The 17,211-nt window shown below is 66.5% G+C and carries 18 protein-coding genes; 12 read left to right on the top strand and 6 right to left on the bottom strand.

Annotated features, from left to right (window positions below; all coding sequences use genetic code 11):
• Positions 1-27: 27 nt before the first annotated feature.
• From DT069_RS00175 to DT069_RS00145, 7 genes are all read left to right on the top strand, one after another.
• A complete protein-coding gene (locus DT069_RS00175) occupies positions 28-1,326 on the top strand; it encodes an ABC transporter substrate-binding protein (protein WP_425449893.1) in 1,299 nt (432 codons plus the stop codon).
• 140 nt (positions 1,327-1,466) lie between these two features.
• On the top strand, positions 1,467-2,327 hold the full coding sequence (locus tag DT069_RS00170; protein ID WP_425449892.1) for a carbohydrate ABC transporter permease: 861 nt from the start codon (positions 1,467-1,469) through the stop codon (positions 2,325-2,327).
• Positions 2,324-3,172: a carbohydrate ABC transporter permease gene (locus DT069_RS00165; protein WP_425449891.1), complete on the top strand. Its 849-nt coding sequence runs from the start codon at positions 2,324-2,326 to the stop codon at positions 3,170-3,172. Before DT069_RS00170 ends, DT069_RS00165 begins: the two co-directional genes overlap by 4 nt.
• Positions 3,172-4,026, top strand: a complete 855-nt coding sequence (locus DT069_RS00160) for an endonuclease/exonuclease/phosphatase family protein (protein ID WP_119458256.1) — start codon at positions 3,172-3,174, stop codon at positions 4,024-4,026. The genes DT069_RS00165 and DT069_RS00160 overlap by 1 nt, the downstream gene beginning before the upstream one ends.
• Before the next feature lie 112 nt (positions 4,027-4,138).
• Entirely contained in the window at positions 4,139-5,482 is a 1,344-nt protein-coding gene (gene soxC / locus DT069_RS00155) for a sulfite dehydrogenase (protein ID WP_425449890.1), read from the top strand.
• Positions 5,469-6,095, top strand: coding sequence for a c-type cytochrome (locus DT069_RS00150; RefSeq protein ID WP_119458255.1), 627 nt, complete (start codon positions 5,469-5,471; stop codon positions 6,093-6,095). Before soxC ends, DT069_RS00150 begins: the two co-directional genes overlap by 14 nt.
• Before the next feature lie 85 nt (positions 6,096-6,180).
• A complete protein-coding gene (locus DT069_RS00145; RefSeq protein ID WP_119458254.1) occupies positions 6,181-7,419 on the top strand; it encodes an MFS transporter in 1,239 nt (412 codons plus the stop codon).
• Here the strand turns inward: DT069_RS00145 and DT069_RS00140 are convergent.
• Positions 7,339-8,349, bottom strand: coding sequence for a LysR family transcriptional regulator (locus DT069_RS00140; RefSeq protein ID WP_119458837.1), 1,011 nt, complete (start codon positions 8,347-8,349; stop codon positions 7,339-7,341). The genes DT069_RS00145 and DT069_RS00140 overlap by 81 nt on opposite strands.
• A gap of 133 nt (positions 8,350-8,482) precedes the next feature.
• On the opposite strand from DT069_RS00140, the gene DT069_RS00135 reads away from it, so the two are divergent.
• Together DT069_RS00135 and DT069_RS00130 are read left to right on the top strand one after the other, a co-directional pair.
• Positions 8,483-9,181: a pirin family protein gene (locus DT069_RS00135; protein ID WP_119458253.1), complete on the top strand. Its 699-nt coding sequence runs from the start codon at positions 8,483-8,485 to the stop codon at positions 9,179-9,181.
• A 152-nt stretch (positions 9,182-9,333) separates the two neighbouring features.
• Entirely contained in the window at positions 9,334-9,606 is a 273-nt protein-coding gene (locus tag DT069_RS00130; protein ID WP_119458252.1) for a TFIIB-type zinc ribbon-containing protein, read from the top strand.
• Positions 9,607-9,615: 9 nt separating this feature from the next.
• Here DT069_RS00130 and DT069_RS00125 read toward each other — a convergent pair whose 3' ends face one another.
• Positions 9,616-10,617 carry an ornithine cyclodeaminase family protein gene (locus tag DT069_RS00125; protein ID WP_119458251.1) on the bottom strand — a complete coding sequence of 334 codons (1,002 nt, stop codon included), beginning with the start codon at positions 10,615-10,617 and terminating at the stop codon, positions 9,616-9,618.
• An 84-nt stretch (positions 10,618-10,701) separates the two neighbouring features.
• Positions 10,702-12,090 carry a formimidoylglutamate deiminase gene (locus DT069_RS00120; RefSeq protein WP_119458250.1) on the bottom strand — a complete coding sequence of 463 codons (1,389 nt, stop codon included), beginning with the start codon at positions 12,088-12,090 and terminating at the stop codon, positions 10,702-10,704.
• 84 nt (positions 12,091-12,174) lie between these two features.
• Between DT069_RS00120 and hutI the strand changes: the two genes are divergently transcribed.
• Complete coding sequence (hutI, locus tag DT069_RS00115) at positions 12,175-13,428, top strand: imidazolonepropionase (RefSeq protein ID WP_119458249.1); 1,254 nt, start codon at positions 12,175-12,177, stop codon at positions 13,426-13,428.
• 90 nt (positions 13,429-13,518) lie between these two features.
• Positions 13,519-13,743, top strand: a complete 225-nt coding sequence (locus DT069_RS00110) for a hypothetical protein (protein ID WP_119458248.1) — start codon at positions 13,519-13,521, stop codon at positions 13,741-13,743.
• Between the two features lie 105 nt (positions 13,744-13,848).
• On the opposite strand, the gene DT069_RS00105 is transcribed toward DT069_RS00110, so the two are convergent.
• The 3 genes from DT069_RS00105 to hutG all read right to left on the bottom strand — a co-directional run bounded on the left by DT069_RS00105 (position 13,849) and on the right by hutG (position 16,089).
• The gene (locus DT069_RS00105; RefSeq protein ID WP_119458247.1) at positions 13,849-14,571 is read right to left on the bottom strand and encodes a class I SAM-dependent methyltransferase; all 723 of its coding nucleotides are present in this window, start codon (positions 14,569-14,571) and stop codon (positions 13,849-13,851) included.
• A 161-nt stretch (positions 14,572-14,732) separates the two neighbouring features.
• The gene (locus DT069_RS00100) at positions 14,733-15,281 is read right to left on the bottom strand and encodes a thioredoxin family protein (RefSeq protein ID WP_119458246.1); all 549 of its coding nucleotides are present in this window, start codon (positions 15,279-15,281) and stop codon (positions 14,733-14,735) included.
• A gap of 10 nt (positions 15,282-15,291) precedes the next feature.
• Positions 15,292-16,089, bottom strand: coding sequence for an N-formylglutamate deformylase (gene hutG / locus DT069_RS00095; protein ID WP_119458245.1), 798 nt, complete (start codon positions 16,087-16,089; stop codon positions 15,292-15,294).
• A gap of 111 nt (positions 16,090-16,200) precedes the next feature.
• On the opposite strand from hutG, the gene hutC reads away from it, so the two are divergent.
• Positions 16,201-16,944: a histidine utilization transcriptional repressor HutC gene (gene hutC, locus DT069_RS00090; protein WP_119458244.1), complete on the top strand. Its 744-nt coding sequence runs from the start codon at positions 16,201-16,203 to the stop codon at positions 16,942-16,944.
• Positions 16,945-17,211: the final 267 nt, after the last annotated feature.

Genomic DNA, 17,211 nt, shown 5'->3' with positions numbered 1-17,211 from the left:
GAGGTTCAATCAGTGAGGGAGAACGGGATGATGTCGAGGAGGATCACGAACTTGCTGGCCGGCGGCGCGCTCGGCGTCGGCTTGGCGCTGGGAGTCGCCGGGGCGGCGCTGGCGAAGACGCAGCTTACCATGTATTACCCGGTTGCCGTCGGCGGGCCGCTGACACAGATCGTCGACGGGATGGTTGCCGATTTCGAGTCGGCCCATCCCGATATCGACGTGAACGCGATCTATGCCGGCAACTATGACGACGCTCGGATCAAGGCGCTCGCGGCGCTGAAGAGCGGTGAGCCCGCCGAGCTCTCGGTAATGTTTTCGATCGACATCTACGAGCTGATCGAACAGGACGCGATCGTCGCCTTCGACGATATCGTCGAGACGGCGGAGGAGAAAGCCTGGCTGGAGTCCTTCTACCCGGCGCTGATGGAGAACGGCCGTACCCAAGGCAAGACCTGGGGCATTCCGTTCCAGCGCTCGACCATCGTCATGTACTACAACAAGGACGCCTTCCGCGACGCGGGGCTGGACCCGGAGAGCCCACCGGCGACCTGGGACGAGCTCGTCTCGATGAGCAAGCAGCTCACCAAGAAGAACGACGCCGGCCAGGTGGAGCGGTGGGGCGCGATGATCCCCTCCACCGGCTATGCCTACTGGATGTTCGGCGCCCTGGCGATCCAGAACGGCCAAGTGCTGATGAACAACGACGGCAACGAAACCTATTTCGACGACCCGGCCGTCGTCGAGGCGCTGCAATACTGGCTCGATCTCAGCCGTGAGCATGGCGTCATGCCCCAGAACACCATCGAATGGGGCACGCTGCGACAGAACTTCCTCGATGGGAGGACCGCGATCATGTGGCATTCGACCGGCAACCTCACCGCGGTGAAGGACGGCGCCAGCTTCGATTTCGGCGTCGCCATGCTGCCGGCCAGCGAGCGCCGCGGATCGCCCACCGGCGGCGGCAATTTCTACATCTTCAAGGATTCCACGCCGGAGGAGCGCAAGGCGGCGCTGACCTTCATCAAATGGATGACCGAGCCCGAGCGCACCGCTCATTGGAGCATCGAGACAGGCTATCTCGGCACCAGCCCGGCCGCCTACCAGACCGATGCGCTCGAAGCCTATGTGCAGGAGTTCCCGCCGGCGGCCGTCGCCCGCGACCAGCTCGAATTCGCCACCGCCGAGCTCTCGACCTATGAGACGGGCCGGGTGCGCAAGCTGCTGGACGACGCGATCCAGGCGGCGCTGACCGGCGCGGAAACGCCCGAGGAGGCTTTGTCCTCGGCCCAAAGCCAGGCGGAGCGCCTGCTGCGGCGGTATCAGTAAGATCGGGAATAATTGGTTCGGCGGCACCTGTCCCCACCTCCCCCCTGACGCGGGCCCCTCCCTCCCCCGGCTCAGCCGGGGGAGGGAGGGGGTGTGGGCGTCGCCACTGAAGGCAGCACTGGACGATGCCCTCCTATCGCATGCAAATCTACGGTTGGCTGCTGCTGCTGCCCGCGGCCGTCCTGCTGATCGCCTTCACCCACTACCCGACCGTCGCTACGCTCGTGCAGAGTCTGTTCCTGAGCGGCTCGGTGACCCGGCCGGCGGTCTTCGTGGGGGTGGAGAACTACCAGTTCATGCTCGAGGACGATGTCTTCTGGCAGGCCGTCCGCAACAATATCTGGTTCGCGCTCGGAACCATCCCGATCAGCATTGCCCTCGCCTTGCAGATGGCGCTCTGGGTCAATCGCCGGCTGCCGGCGCGCGGTCTCGTGCGCATGGCCTACTTCACGCCGACCATCCTGCCGATGATTGCGGTCGCGAATATCTGGCTGTTCTTCTACACGCCGGGAATCGGGCTGATCGATCAGTTCCTCGGCCTGTTCGGCCTCCCCGGCCACAACTGGCTGGGCGACCCCGACACCGTCCTCGCCTGCCTGATCGTACTGACGATCTGGAAGGAAGCTGGCTTCTTCATGATCTTCTATCTCGCGGCGCTGCAGTCGCTGCCGCCGGAACTGGAGGAAGCGGGCAAGCTGGAGGGCGCCGGCCGCTGGTATTTCTTTTGGCGGATCACCTTCCCGCTGCTGATGCCGACGACGCTGTTCGTCGTGATCAACGCGCTGATCAACTCGTTCAAGCTCGTCGACCACCTGTTCATTCTGACCAAGGGCGGGCCAAACAACGCCAGTACCCTGCTCCTCTATTACATCTATGAAGTGGCGTTCAGCTTCTTCGATCCGAGCTATGCCGCGACGCTGACGGTCGCGCTGCTCGCCTTTCTGGCCCTGGTCGCGATCGGCCAGTTCGTCCTGCTCGACAAGCGGATCCACTACCGATGACCGCGACCACCATCGCGCCCGCGGCGCCGGAACATGCCGGCCGCATCGGCCGCGTCGTCGAGACCGGCGCCGCTTGGCTGCTGGCCTTCCTCTGGGTCCTGCCGCTGCTCTATGCGGTCTGGGCGGCCTTCCACCCGCCGGCCTATGCGACCCGCCTGGACCTTCTGGCGCCGCTGACGCTCGAGAACTTCGCGACGGCGTGGAGCCAAGCGCCGTTTGCGCGCTATTTCCTGAACACCTTTCTGCTGGTGACCTCGATCCTCGGAGCGCAGCTCGTGCTCTGCACGCTGGCCGCTTACGCCTTCGCCCGCTTCCGCTTCGTCGGCCGCGACATCGCCTTCGCGCTCGTCCTCGTCCAGCTCATGATCATGCCCGAGGTGCTGATCGTCGAGAACTACCGGACGATGAGCCAACTCGGCCTCGTCGACACCATCCTCGGCATCGGCCTGCCCTACATGGCCAGCGCCTTCGGCATCTTCCTGCTGCGCCAGGCCTTCAAGACCGTGCCGACGGAGCTGGAGGAAGCCGCGCGGGTCGAGGGCTGCTCGTTCCTGCAGGTCCTGCTGAAGGTCTATGTGCCGCTGGCGAAACCGACCTATCTCGCCTACGGGCTGGTGTCGGTCAGCACCCACTGGAACAACTTCCTGTGGCCGCTGGTCGTCACCAACTCGGTCGAGACGCGACCGCTGACGGTGGGGCTGGCGATCTTCGGCGCGCCGGAATCGGGCGTGAACTGGTCGGTGATCAGCGCCGCGACCCTGTTGGCCGTCGCCCCGCTACTGATCGCTTTCCTGCTGTTCCAGCGGCAGTTCGTCCAGTCCTTCATGCGCGCGGGCATCAAGTGATGGAGCTCTTGTCCTGGAACATCCAGTGCGGCCGCGGCGTCGACGGGCAGGTGGACCTCGCGCGCATCGCCCGGACCATCCGTGCCTTCGGCGACCCCGACGTGATCTGTCTTCAGGAAGTCGTGCGCCACATGCCGGAGCTCGACGACGGCCGGGGTCTCGATCAGGTCGCCGAACTCGGCCGGCTGTTCGAGGGCTATGAGCGCCTGTTCGGCGCGGCGCTGGATCGTCGGGCGGAGTCCGCGGCGGCGCGGCTGCAATATGGCAACCTCATTCTCTCGCGCCGGCCGGTGCTGCAGGCTTTCCGGCATCTGCTGCCGCAACCGGCGGAGCCCGGCATCAAGCATATGCAACGGCAGGCGACTGAGGCCGTGATCGAAACCGATCCCGGCCCACTCCGGATCGTCACGACGCATCTCGAATTCCATTCCGCCAAGCAACGCCAGGCGCAGATCACGCGCCTTCGCGCGCTGCACCAGGAAATCGCCGCCAACGAGCGCCGTCCTGCGGCGCGAACCGCGGGCGAGCCCTACATCGCGCAGCCCCGCCCCGCGACGTCCATCCTCTGCGGCGATTTCAACCTGGAGCCGGACAGCGCCGAGTACCGGACGCTGGCCGCGCCCTTCGACGATGAGACTCCCACCCTCACCGACGCCTGGACAGCGCTCTATGGCGACAAGCCGCACGATCCGACCTGCGGCCTCTTCGACTCCGCGCAATGGCCGCAGGGGCCGCATTGTCGGGACTACTTCTTCATCACCGATGACTTAACTGACCGGATGGAGCGCGTGGCCGTGGACATGGAAACCGACGCCTCCGACCATCAGCCGATCCTGCTCCGCCTGCGGCCCTGATCGAACCAACCCTGACCACCAAACCCGCTGTAGGTCACGCCCGGCGGAACAAACTCCGATCCTGATCCGTTGCGGTTGAATGGGGCGCTTCGTCGCTACAGGGAGGAGTTCGGTGCCCAGGGAAGTCTCGGAACAGGAGGTCAGGGCCGTCCTGGAGGCAGAGCGCGCGGAAAACATCCGCGGAGCGTTGCCGCTGGATCGGCGGCAGATGTTGCGCGGCGCCGTCTGGGGCGGTGCGGCGGCCGCGGCCGCCGCCCTGGCGCGGGGGGCCGCCGTCGCGCAGACGGCACCCGCCGAGGGGACCGGCAACCTGCCGCCCAACACACCGGAATGGATGACGCAGCAGGGGGCCCCGATCCTGAGCCCGCCCTATGGCCTTCCTTCCGAATTCGAGAAGGATGTCGTCCGCCAGCCGACGGACCTGACGGCAACGGCGACGGCGTCCTGGAGCTTTACCCCATTGCAGGACCTGCACGGCATCATCACGCCAAACGGCCTGTTCTTCGAGCGGCATCACGGCGGCGTCCCCGCGATCGACCCCGAGCAGCATCGGCTGATGGTGCATGGCATGGTCGAACGGCCGGTGATCTTCACCATGAACGACCTGATGCGGTTCCCCGCCGTCTCGCGGATCCATTTCCTCGAATGCTCGGGCAATTCGCTGACCGAGTATGTCAACCCGGAGCCGAGCGTCCAGACCACCCACGGGCTCGTGAGCTGCTGCGAATGGACGGGTGTGCCGCTGGCGACGATCCTCCAGGAGGCCGGCGTCGAGTCCGGCGCGGCCTGGGTCCTGGCGGAGGGAGCGGACGCCGCGGCCATGACCCGGAGCATCCCTCTGAGCAAGGCCTTCGACGACGCGCTTCTCGCCTACTCGCAGAACGGCGAGCGGCTGCGGCCGGAACAGGGATATCCGCTACGGCTGCTGCTGCCGGGCTATGAGGGCAATATGAGCATCAAGTGGCTGCGCCGTCTGGAGGTCGGCCCGGAGCCCTGGTACACCCGCGAGGAAACCTCGAAATATACCGACCTGATGCCGGATGGATCGGCGCGGAAATTCACCTTCGCGATGGAGGCGAAATCGGTGATCACGCACCCGGCAGGCGGCGGCAAACCGCTCGGCGGCCCCGGCTTCCACGAGATCTCCGGCCTCGCCTGGTCCGGCTATGGCCGCATCTCGCGAGTCGACGTCACCACCGACGGCGGCCGCAACTGGCGAACCGCGGAGCTCGACCAGCCGGTGCTCGCGAAGTGCCTGACCCGCTTCCGACTGCCCTGGCAGTGGAACGGCGAGCCGGCGCTTCTCGCCAGCCGGGCGATCGACGAGAGCGGCTATGTGCAGCCCACGCGCGAGCAGCTTCTCGCCGTGCGGGGGCAGAACTCGGTCTATCATTACAACGCGATCCAGACCTGGAGGCTCGCCGAGAGCGGGGAGGTAAGCAATGCCGCCGTTTGAGCCACGCCGTACCGCCCTGATCGCCGCACTCTCGCTCTGCCTCGCCATTCCGGCCGGCGCTCAGGAATCGCGCTTCGGGTTCGGCGAGCCCGCGAACCCGGAACAGATCGCCGGCTGGGACATCGACGCGCGAACACCCGGAGTCGGGCTGCCCGAGGGCAGTGGCAGCGTCGCCGATGGCCGGGAAGTCTATGTTCAGGTCTGTATGGCCTGTCATGGCGAAGAGGGACAGGGGCCGATGGACCGGCTGGTCGGCGGTGTCGGAACACTCGACACCGACAAGCCGGCGAAGACTGTCGGCAGCTACTGGCCCTATGCCGCCACCCTATTCGACTACATCCACCGGGCGATGCCGTTCGACCGTCCGCAGTCGCTGACCCCTGACGAGGTCTATGCCGCGACCGCCTTCGTCCTCTACATGAACGAACTCGTGCCCGAGGACGCGGTGATGAACGCCGAAACCCTGCCCAAGGTGGAGATGCGGAATCGTGACGGGTTCTACGGGCCGGACCCGCGGCCGGACGTCCACAACTGGCCTTGCATGCGGAACTGCGAGCCGCTGTCTCCGGAGGTCGGCGAGGTGGAGGTGCCGACGCAATCTGAGATCCAATAGAACCGGCAACCTCAAGGCCTGACGGGAAGCGGGCCTTTGTGCCATTCTCCGGCGGCGTGACACGCCGGCCCGGAGTTCCCAGACCATGCTTGAAGCGAAGCCATCGGACGGCGCGCCGCCGCGCCTGACCGCTCCTGTCCTGGTTTCGGTTCTCTGCCTGGCCGAGATCCTCGGCATGACGGGCTTCAGCGCGTTCGCCGCGCTGCTGCCCGGCTTCCGGGCCGAATGGGGCTTGAGCAATGCCGAGGCCGGGTGGATCGAGGGCATGTTCCAGGCCGGCTATCTCGTCGCCGTGCCGGTTCTTGTCAGTCTTGCCGACCGGGTGGATCCGCGTCGGATCTATCTCCTATCGATGCTCGCCGGCGTCGGCGCTACGCTCGGTTTCGCGCTGTTCGCCGACGGCCTGTGGAGCGCGTCGCTGTTCCGGGCGCTCGGCGGCATCAGCCTGGCCGGGACCTTCATGCCCGGCCTGAAGATCCTAAGCGACCGGATGAGCGGTGCCGCCCAGAGCCGCGCCGTCGCCTTCTACACCGCCTGCTTCAGCGTCGGCAGCAGCCTGTCGATCCTGTTGGCCGGGCTGATCGCCGACGGTTTCGGTTGGCGCTGGGCCTTTGCGACCGCTGCCGCCTGTGCGCTGGCGGCCTTCACGCTGGTGCTCCTTGCGGTGCCGTCCGCACCCTATGCTCCGGCGCCACGCAGCCGAGCGCGGCTGCTCGATTTCCGGCCGGTGCTGCGCAACCGGCCGTCCCTCGCCTACTCGCTCGCCTATGCCGCGCATATGTGGGAGCTCTACGGCTTCCGCGCTTGGCTGGTCGCCTTCCTGACCCTCGGCCTATCGAGTTCGAGTGTTTCCGGCGCGATGCTCGAAGGCCCGGCGGTCACCACCCTGGCCGCGGCGATCCTGCTGCTCGGCCTTCCAGCCAGCATCCTCGGCAACGAAGCGGCGTTGCGCTACGGGCGTCGCCGGGTCGTCGCGGTCGTGATGGCGGTCTCGGCCGGGCTGGCGCTCGCCGTCGGGCTGTCGACCGCCCTGCCCTTCGCCGTCGCGGCGGCGCTCTGCGCCCTCTACAGCATGACGGTCAGCGCCGACTCCGCCTCGCTCACCGCCGGCGCCGTCGGCGACGCGGCGCGGGGCCATGTCGGCGCGACGATGGCGATGCACTCCCTGATCGGCTTCGCCGCCGCGACGGTCAGCCCGCTGGCCTTCGGCGCCATGCTCGATCTTGGTGAGGGCAGCGCCCACTCATGGTTCGGCGCCTTCGCCCTCCTGGGCGCGGGTGTGGCCACCGGACCGCTGCTGCTTTGGCGCCTGCGGTCGCGCTGAACTCGACTTGCCGTCCGGCGCCGGCAGCGCCTTGTCCCAGTAGGGCTGCGGACCGAACCGCTCGGCGAGGAAGTCGACGAAGGCCCGGACCTTGGCCGAGAGGTGCCGGCTATGCGGATAGACCGCGTGGATATCGGTTTCCGGTGCTCGATAGGCCGAGAGCACGCAGCGCAGGCGGCCTGCGGCGAGATCGTCGCCGATGATGAAGCTCGGCAGGAGGACGATGCCCAGGCCACCGATCGCCGCCGCGCGCAGCGCATCGCCGTTATTGACCTCGAAACTACCGGAAACCTTTACCCGGTGCTCGCGCTCCGGCCCGCGGAAGGGCCACTCGTTCCCGGAGACCTGATAGCTATAGCCGAGGCAATTATGGTCAGCGAGGTCCTCGGGCAGCTGCGGCACGCCGTGGCGCGCGAAGTAATCCGGGCTGCCGCAGACGATCCGGCGCGCAGGCGCCAGCTTCCGCGCGATCAGGCTCGAATCGGCGAGCGCGCCGATCCGCACCGCGACGTCGTAGCCTCCGTCGACCAGATCGACGAAGCGGTCGTTCAGCGTCAGGTCGATCTGCAGCTCCGGATAGCGCGCCAGGAAATCGGGAATTGCCGGCGCCAGATGCAGGAAGCCGAACGACATCGACGCGTTCACCTTCAGCCGGCCGCGCGGTATGGCCTGCAGCCGGCTGACGGACAGGTCGGCCTCCTCCACCGCGCCGAGGATCCGCGCGCAAGCTTCGTAATAGGTGACCCCGGCCTCGGTCAGGCTGAGCCGCCGCGTCGTCCGATTGAGCAGCCGCGCCCCCAGATGGTTCTCGAGCCCCATCACCAGCTTGCTGACCACGGATTTGGCCAAGCCGAGCTGTCGCGCCGCGGCGGAGAAGCTGCCCAGCTCGGCGACGCGGGCGAAGGCCTGCATGGCGTTCAGGCGATCCATGATCGGTTCTTTCGTTCGTGTTTCGAGAACAATGTTATCCGACAGGCGATGATTGTTGTCACGGAATTCGCCGCCCATCTTGTTTGCGGTGGACGGCTCCGTTCACTTCACATGGACGACATGGAGGGTGGTCATGATTGCGGTACGGAAGGCCGATGAGCGTGGGGTGGCCAATTTCGGCTGGCTGAACAGCCGTCACAGTTTCTCGTTCGGCCACTATCACGATCCGGCCCATATGGGGTTCCGGAGCCTGCGGGTGATCAACGAGGACCGAGTTGTGCCCGGCGCCGGCTTCGACACGCACGGCCATCGCGACATGGAGATCATCTCCTATGTTCTGGACGGCGCGCTCGCGCACAAGGACAGCCTCGGCACCGGCTCGACGATCCGGCCGGGCGAGGTTCAGCGGATGAGTGCCGGCACCGGCATTCGCCACAGCGAGTTCAACGCCTCGAAGACCGAGCCGGTCCATTTCCTGCAGATCTGGATCCTGCCGGAGCGCGACAGCCTCGACCCCGGCTACGAGCAGCGGGAGTTCCCGCTTGCGGAGAAGAAGGGCCGACTGCGCCTGGTCGCCTCGCGGGACGGCCGCGACGGGTCCGTCACGATGCATCAGGATGCCGACCTCTACGCCTCGGTGCTGGCGGCCGGCGAGACGGTGACGCACCGGCTGGCTCCGGGCCGGCATGGCTGGCTCCAGGTCGCCCGCGGGACCGTGACGCTGAACGGCGAGAGCCTGGCGCAGGGCGACGGCGCCGCGATCAGCGACCTGCGCGATCTGGCGATCGCCGCACAGGAAGACAGCGAGGTCCTGCTGTTCGACCTTGAGTAGGCAGTGATTGGGGATCGGGCGCCGTTGAACGTTCCCCCTCCCCTTGCGGGAGGGGGAACGCAAGCAAGCCTCGCCATGGCGCCCGCGAGTACCTATCTACAACGGGCTGGCTTGCGGCCGGCCTGGAGAAGAACACGACAGAGGAGCGCGCGATGCAGTGTCCCATCGATAAAGTCGACCTGGTCATGACCGACCGCCAGGGCATCGAGATCGATTATTGCCCGAAATGCCGCGGCGTGTGGCTTGACCGCGGCGAGTTGGACAAAATCATCGAACGCTCCGCGGAAAACGTCCAGCAGCCGGCCGCCGCGCCGCAGCCGCGGGAGTATCAGCAAGGGTATCAGCAGGACTACCGCGGCTCATCGCACGGAAAGCCCCACTACAAGAAGCGGAAATCCTTGCTGGGGGAAATCTTCGACTTCTGACCGATCGGGTCAGGCGAAGCGGAGGTTCTGGCCGATGCCGAGCCGCTTTGCTTTCTCCAGCATGGCGTGCCCCAGCGCGATATCGCTGAGGCTCAGGCCGCGATGCCAGAACAGGATCGTCTCGTCGTCGCGCTCACGGCCCGGCTTGTCGCCGGCGACGATCTGGCAGAGCTCGGCATGCAGCGTCTGGTCGGACAGCTTGCCCGCCTCGACATGGGCGCGCAGCGAGCCGAGCTTGCCGCCCTTGCACTGGCCCCAATCATCGACCACGAGCTTGTCCATCACGTCGGTCAGCGACAGCTCGACTGCGCTCATCGTGCCATAGGGCACGACGAAGGCGCCGCGCTTCACCCACTCGGTCTTGAACAAGGGTGTCGGCCGGTCGAGACGCGAGGCCTCGACCAGAATGTCGGCGTCCTTCAGGCAGGCTTCCCAGCTCTCGACCGCGCGGACCGGCTTGCCGAGATCGGCGCTCAGCCGCTCGGCGAAGGGCTCGCGGCTTTCCGGCCGGCGCGAATGCACGCGGATCTCGTCCAGATCGAAGAGCTTATCTAGCAGCCGGACATTCCAATAGGCGGTGCCGCGCGCACCGACATGGCCCAGCACCTTCGATCCCTTGCGCGCCAGATAGCGGGCGCCGAGGGCTGTCACCGCGCCGGTCCGCATCTCCGTGATCGCCGTCGCGTCGAGCAGCGCCACCGGCATGCCGGTCTGGGGATCGAACAGGTTCAGAAGCGCCATCTCCGACGGCAGGCCGCGCCGATAGTTCTCGACATAGTCGCCGACGATCTTCACCCCGGCCAGCTTCATTGGCGCGACATAGCCGCGCAGTACGTTGAAGTGGCCGTTGAAGGCGGGGTCCGGTTCGAGATGCACGCGCGGCTCGATTACCGTCTCGCCGCGCCCCTGCGCCAGCAACCCGGCCTCGACCGCGTCAAGGATCTCCTGGTCGGTGAGCGCCAGCCGCTCGATATCCGGCCCGTTCAGATAGGTGAAGTGAATTTCCTGCATCGATCTTCCTAAGATAACCACAGAGGCACAGAGAAGCACGTGCTACTCGGAAGCTCTTCTCTGTGCCTCTGTGGTGAATTCTTATCACGCCGTCAACTCGGCCGTCGTCTTGCGAAAGCGCTCCCGCACCGCATCCTCGGCGATATGCCGGCTGCCCTCCACCACCCAGCGACCGCCGACCATGACCTCGCGGATCGGGTTGACGTTGCCGGCGAAGATATAGGCGTCGAGCAGCGCATCGCCCGTCCGGCCGAGCAGGATCGGGTTGTCGGCATCGAGCACGACCAGATCGGCCCGCGCGCCGGGCGCCAGCCGACCGACATCGCGGCCGAGCGCCGTTGCCCCGCCGGCGAGCGCCAGCCGATAGAGCGTCGCACCGACGGAGCCGCTGCCATCAACCAGAAGATTGCGCCGCCGGTGGAACAGCCGCTGGCCATATTCGAGCCAGCGCAGCTCCTCGCCGGGGCTGACCGAGATATGGCTGTCCGAACCGATGCCGAAGACGCCGCCCTGCCGCAGATAGTCCCGCGCCGGAAACAGCCCGTCCCCGAGATTGGCCTCGGTCGTCGGGCAGAGGCCGGCGACGGCGCCGCTCTGCGCCAGCCTCGTCGTCTCCGTCTCGGTCATGTGGGTGGCGTGCACGAGGCACCAGCGCGGGCCGATCTGCATGTGGTCCAGCAGCCATTCGACGGGGCGCTGACCGGACCAGGCGAGGCAGTCCTCGACCTCCTTGGTCTGCTCGGCGATATGGATGTGGATCGGCGCCGTCGAATCGAGGGCATCGAGGCCGGTCACCGCGTCCGCCAGCAGCTCCGGCGTCACCGCGCGCAGCGAATGGGGCGCGATGCCGACGCGGATCTGCGGATCTCCCTCGTGCCGCGTCATCAGGGTGCCGAGCAGGATCAGATAGTCGTCGAGCTCATGAAGGAAGCGGCGCTGCCCCTGCCCCGCCGGCGTGCCGCCGAAGCCGCCGAAGCCATAGAGCACAGGCAGATGGGTAAGCCCGATGCCGGTCTCCGCCGCTGCCGCGAAGGCGCGCTCCGACATCTCCGCCGGATCGGCATAGGGGCGGCCCTCCGGATCGTGATGCAGGTAGTGGAACTCGCCGACCGCCGTGTAGCCGGCCTTCAGCATCTCGACATAGAGTTGCGCGGCGATCGCCTCGAGCTGATCCGGCCGAATCTTGCCGACGAAGCCGTACATCACCTCGCGCCAGGTCCAGAAGCTGTCCTCCTCGCCGCCCGACCGTTCGGTCAGCCCGGCCATCGCCCGCTGAAAGGCGTGCGAATGGAGGTTCGGCATGCCGGGCAGGACCGGCCCGGCCGCGCGCGGCGCCGACTTCGCTCGACCATCCTTGGCCGCATTCGGCGTTACCGCGGCAAGACTTCCGTCGGCGGCGATCTCGAAAAGCACGTCGCGCGCCCAACCCTCAGCCAGCAGCGCCGTCTCGGCGAATAAGGTTGTGGCAGTCATTCCTGACTCCGCTTTGCCATTACTCGGCGGACCATAAAACTCTATAGTTGTCTAGACAACCGAGCAAAGCGTGGTGGGCAAGAAATGGCGACGGACGGCAGCAGCAAGTGGGACAGCCTTTGGATCAACGGTCGGCTCGCGACGATGCGGGCCGACCGCGAGGCCTATGGCGCGATTGAGGGTGGCGCAATCGGTGTGACCGGCGGTCGCCTGTCCTGGATCGGAGCGATGGCCGCGCTGTCCGATGCGCCGGAGCGACTCGCCGGCGCGGTGCATGACCTGCGCGGCCGCTGGGTGACGCCCGGCCTGATCGACTGTCACACCCATCTCGTCTATGGCGGCGACCGGGCGCGGGAGTTCGAGATGCGCCTGAAGGGCGCAAGCTACGAGGAGATCGCGCGCGCCGGCGGTGGCATCCGCTCGACCGTTACCGCGACCCGCGCCGCAACCGAGGCCGACCTGCTGGCCGTGGCCGAACGCCGGCTGACGGCGCTGCGGCGCGAGGGCGTCACGGTGGTCGAGATTAAGTCCGGCTATGGCCTGGACCTCGCCACCGAGCGCAAGATGCTCCGCGTCGCCCGCGCGTTGGGCGCACGCTACCCGGTGTCGGTCCGCACGACCTTCCTCGGCGCACACGCCTTGCCGCCCGAATTCGAGGGACGACCGGACGACTATATCGACGTCGTGATCGGCGAAATGCTGCCCGCCGTCGCCGCGGAAGGCCTGGCCGATGCGGTCGACGCGTTCTGCGAGCGGATCGGCTTCACCGCCGAGCAGACGCGCCGACTGTTCGCCGCCGCGAAGCGGTTGGGCCTGCCGGTGAAGCTCCATGCCGAGCAGCTCTCCGACATGGGGGGCACGACCCTGGCTGCCAGCTTCCGGGCGCTCTCGGCCGACCATCTGGAATATGTTTCGGCCGAGGGGATCGCCGCCATGGCGCAGGCCAGCACGGTCGCCGTGCTGCTGCCCGGCGCGTTCTACTTCTTGCGCGAAAAGCAGCTCCCGCCCGTGGAGGCGCTGCGACAGGCCGGCGTGCCGATCGCGATCGCGACCGACAGCAACCCGGGCACCTCGCCGACGACCTCGCTGCTCCTGATGTTGAACATGGCCTGCACCTTCTTCCGCATGACGCCGGAGGAGGCGCTGGCCGGCGTCACCCGGAACGCCGCCAAGGCGCTCGCGATGCAGGACAGCCACGGCACGCTCGAGACCGGCAAGGCGGCCGATTTCGTCCTTTGGAACATCGACCACCCGGCGGAACTCGCCTATCACATCGGCCTCAATCCCTGCGCCGGCGTGGTGAAGGCCGGCATGTCCGTGGAGCCGCCGGCCGAATGAGCGCCGGCGGTGCCGAATGGCGGCCGGGGAGCCTCGAACCGTTAACCGGTTCATGCTAGCTTGTGCCGTGCATCACGCTGAATAGGGGACATGATGAGGCTGTTGGCGATTCTCGGAGTCCTGCTAATTCTCGGCGGGCTCGCAGCCCTGGTGACAGGCGATTTTTCGTTCACCACCGCGGAGACGGTGCTCGATATCGGGCCGATCGAGGCAACGGCGGATCGGGAACGCACGGTCGCGATTCCCACCACCGCCAGCGTGGCGGCCATGGTCGCCGGCGCCTTCCTGGTGTTCGTCGGGCAAGGGCACCGGTAGGAAGGCCTCATCCTTCGACCAGCTCAGGATGAGGACATAGAACCTCTTGCTGAGCCTGTCGAAGCATGAATTGCCGCCGGCACACCTCGATCAAGGAGACGGGTACTAGACCAGCCTCGCCGGAGGATTGGGTGCCGGAGACGGACGCAGGATCAGGAGCTTGACGATATCGCCGAAGACGAAGCGGCTCTCCACCAGATCGAGGCCGGCCGCCTCGATATAGGCTTCGGTCGTCGGTCGGTAACGGGAGTCGAACGCCCATCCCGACCAGGAGCTCACCACCTCCATCGTCCGCCGCAGCAGCGGCTTCTCCGACAGGCGGTAGTCCAGCAACTTGATCACGCCGTCCGGCTTGCAGATCCGCCGCATCTCCCGCAGCGCCGGAAGCTGCTGATTATTCTCAAGAACGCAGAACACGAAAGTGGAGACGATGGCGTCGAAATGCGCGTCCGGAAAATCCGTCTTGAGGAGGTCCATCACCTGAACGGTCACCGGCTTGCCGAGAGCGGCGCTCCGCCGTTCCGCGCGGGCCAGCATCTTCGGGCTGGCATCGACCGCCACCATCTCGGCGCCGGGCGGGTAGAACGGAACATTGGCGCCGGTCCCGGCGCCAGCATCGAGCACCCGGCCAGTCAGGCCGTCGAAGAGTCTACCACGGAGGCGGCGGCGCCAGCCATATTCATGCGGCGCATCCAGAAGGTCGTAGAGCGGCGCGATCCGGTCATAGGTCGCGTTCTGAACCTCGTCCTCCGACGCCGGTCTGTCCGTGTGCGGTCTTCCGAGGCGCTGCGAGTCCGTACCCCGCCGTCGGCTAATTCGTGAGCTCATACTCCATCCCGTCCCCGCTGAGATTCTTTGCTTTCAGAAGTGCCACTATAACCATAAGCCCCCACTATGACGATCCCGCGACACATAGCCCCTAGTGAACACCCCCGGAGCACGCGAGTTCCGTCAACAAACCAAGCGTGCCGGCCAAGGACACCGACCGATCAGCGCCGCCATTTGATGCCGCAGCCGATGCTGGGCGTCTGATCGGCTGGCCCCGCGCCGGTCCTCGCAACCTCCCGCATCGCTTCCAGCAGTTCGCGCCGAGCCCCTGGCTTCGGCCGCGTCCCGACAGTCTCGTAGAGCCGGCCGCGATAGCGCAAGGTCAAATCCTTGTCGAAGCCGAAGAAGTCCGGCGTGCAGACCGCGCCATAGACCCGCGCGGTCTCCTGCGTCCGATCGATAACATAGGGAAAGGGAAGCTGGTGCTGCCGCGCGAAGGTGACCATGTTCTCGAAGGAGTCGGCAGGGTAGGCTTCGGTATCGTTCGACATGATCGCGATCGCGCCGACACCCTCGTCGGCAAGCGCACGGCAGTCGCGGACGACGTCGTCGATGGTCCCCTGCACATAAGGGCAGTGGTTACAAATGAACATCACGACCGTGCCCTTCGGGCCTTGCACGTCGGCAAGCCGATAGCGCCGGCCGTCCACGCCGTCCAGCTCGAACGGGGCCGCTTCCCAGCCGAGTTCGTGAAGCGTCGGATCGGTCATGACACGCTCCTTATGACTGCTTCGCCGCCCAGTCCAGCATCGCCTCGAGGATACGGCGCAGCACCGGGCGGATGCCGGCGGCGCGGTCCTCGCGGAAGGTGAAGGGCGGATCCTCTTCCATATAAGTGATCTGGGACAGCTCCAGTTGCAGGGCGTGGACGTTCTCGCTCGGCTGGCCGTACCGGCGGGTGATGTAGCCGCCCTGAAAACGGCCGTTCAGCACGCTGCTATAATCCTCGGCCTCGGCCGCCGCCTCGAGCGCTCGGGCGGTGAGGTCCGGAGCCGCCGTGACGCCCCCACCGGTGCCGATATTGAGGTCGGGCAGTCGGCCGTCGAAGAATCGAGGAACCTCGGACCGGATAGAATGCGCGTCGAACAGGATCGCGAAGCCGAATCGCGCCTTCAGCGCCGCGAGCTCTGCCGCCAGCCGGTCGTGGTAAGGCCGCCAGTAAAGCTCCCGGCGTGACTCGATCTCCGCCGCATCGGGAGCGGCGCCCGGCTGATAGATCGGCGATTCGTCGAACAGGGTCGTCGGGCACAACTCGGTGTTGCTGGCGCCTGGGTAAAGCGGACGACCGTCGGGCGCGCGGTTCAGGTCGATGACGAAGCGGGAATGCGTCGCGCGGAGGCGGCCGGCGCCAATGTCGCCGAGGAAATCATAGAGCCGGTCGACATGCCAGTCGGTGTCCGGAACGGTCCGCGCAGCCGGCGTCATCCGCGCGGCAAGCTCCGGCGGAACATGGGTCCCGACATGCGGCATGCTGACCAGCAAGGGCGTGTCGCCACCCGTGAACTCGAAGATATCCATTCTCGCCGATACTCCTGTCTCGCCCAGCGACAGGGAAGTTGACACGGCCGGCGCCCGCCTGTCTATACAACCGAGGCTGCCGGATGCCTACGAGAATAGAGTAATCCGCCGATGAGTCTCACCGATCCCTCCCCGCCTCTCTACCAGCAGGTGAAGTCCTTCATCCTGGGTCGGATCGCGGACGGCGCGCTGGTCCAGGGCGACCAAGTGCCGTCGGAGCATGAGCTGACCCGCGATCTGGGCGTCAGCCGCATGACGGCGCATCGCGCGCTGCGCGAACTGACGGCCGAGGGCGTACTGCGCCGGGTCCAGGGCGTCGGAACCTTCGTCGCCGAGGCGAAGCCGCAATCGGAGCTGCTCGAGATCCGCAACATCGCCGAGGAGATTGCGGCGCGCGGCCACCGTTACGCCGCCCGAGTCATATGGCTGCGTCGCGAGCGCGCCGGCGCAGCGGTGGCGGCGGCGCTGGACCAGCCGGCCGGCATGACCATTTTCCGCTCCCTTCTCGTGCATTGCGAGAACGATCTACCGGTGCAGCTCGAGGATCGCTACGTGAACCCCGACTTCGCGCCGGATTATCTGCAGCAGGACTTTACCGCGATCACGCCCTACGCCTATTTGACGGCGCTGGGGCCGCTCGATGCAGCTGAGCATGTGATCGAGGCAATCCGGCCCAACCCCGAAACGCGGCATCTGCTGCGGATCCGGGCGAACGAGCCCTGTCTGCTGCTACAGCGGCGAACCTGGTCGCGCGGCCTCGTCGTCTCGCGCGCGCATCTGACGCACCCCGGCAGCCGCTATCGGTTGGCTGGGCGGCAGGATTACGGGAGCGGCACGGCGGCGCAGGCGCCCTGACACCCGACCGTTGCGTCCGACGACCATTCTACATGCAAAATACGCATAAATAATCTATTTGACAGCGCAAGCACGCGTATTATTTAAACGCAACAGCGCCGATTTGAGCATCAGCTTGCGGGCGCTTAACAAATGCAGCTAAAGCGAGGGCGCCCGCCCGGCTTTCGCTGCGGCGGGTTTTTTCGTGGCGGTGCGGATGCCGGGAAGGAGTGCGGCGTGACCAGGACAGCCTATAGCGGTAGCCTTGTCGGCTACGGACAAAGTGCC

The organism is Virgifigura deserti, assembly GCA_003576685.1.
GTDB classification, from domain to species: domain Bacteria; phylum Pseudomonadota; class Alphaproteobacteria; order Dongiales; family Dongiaceae; genus Virgifigura; species Virgifigura deserti.
Note: the sequence above shows the minus strand (reverse complement) of the source record. Positions and strands in the feature narration are given on the sequence as shown.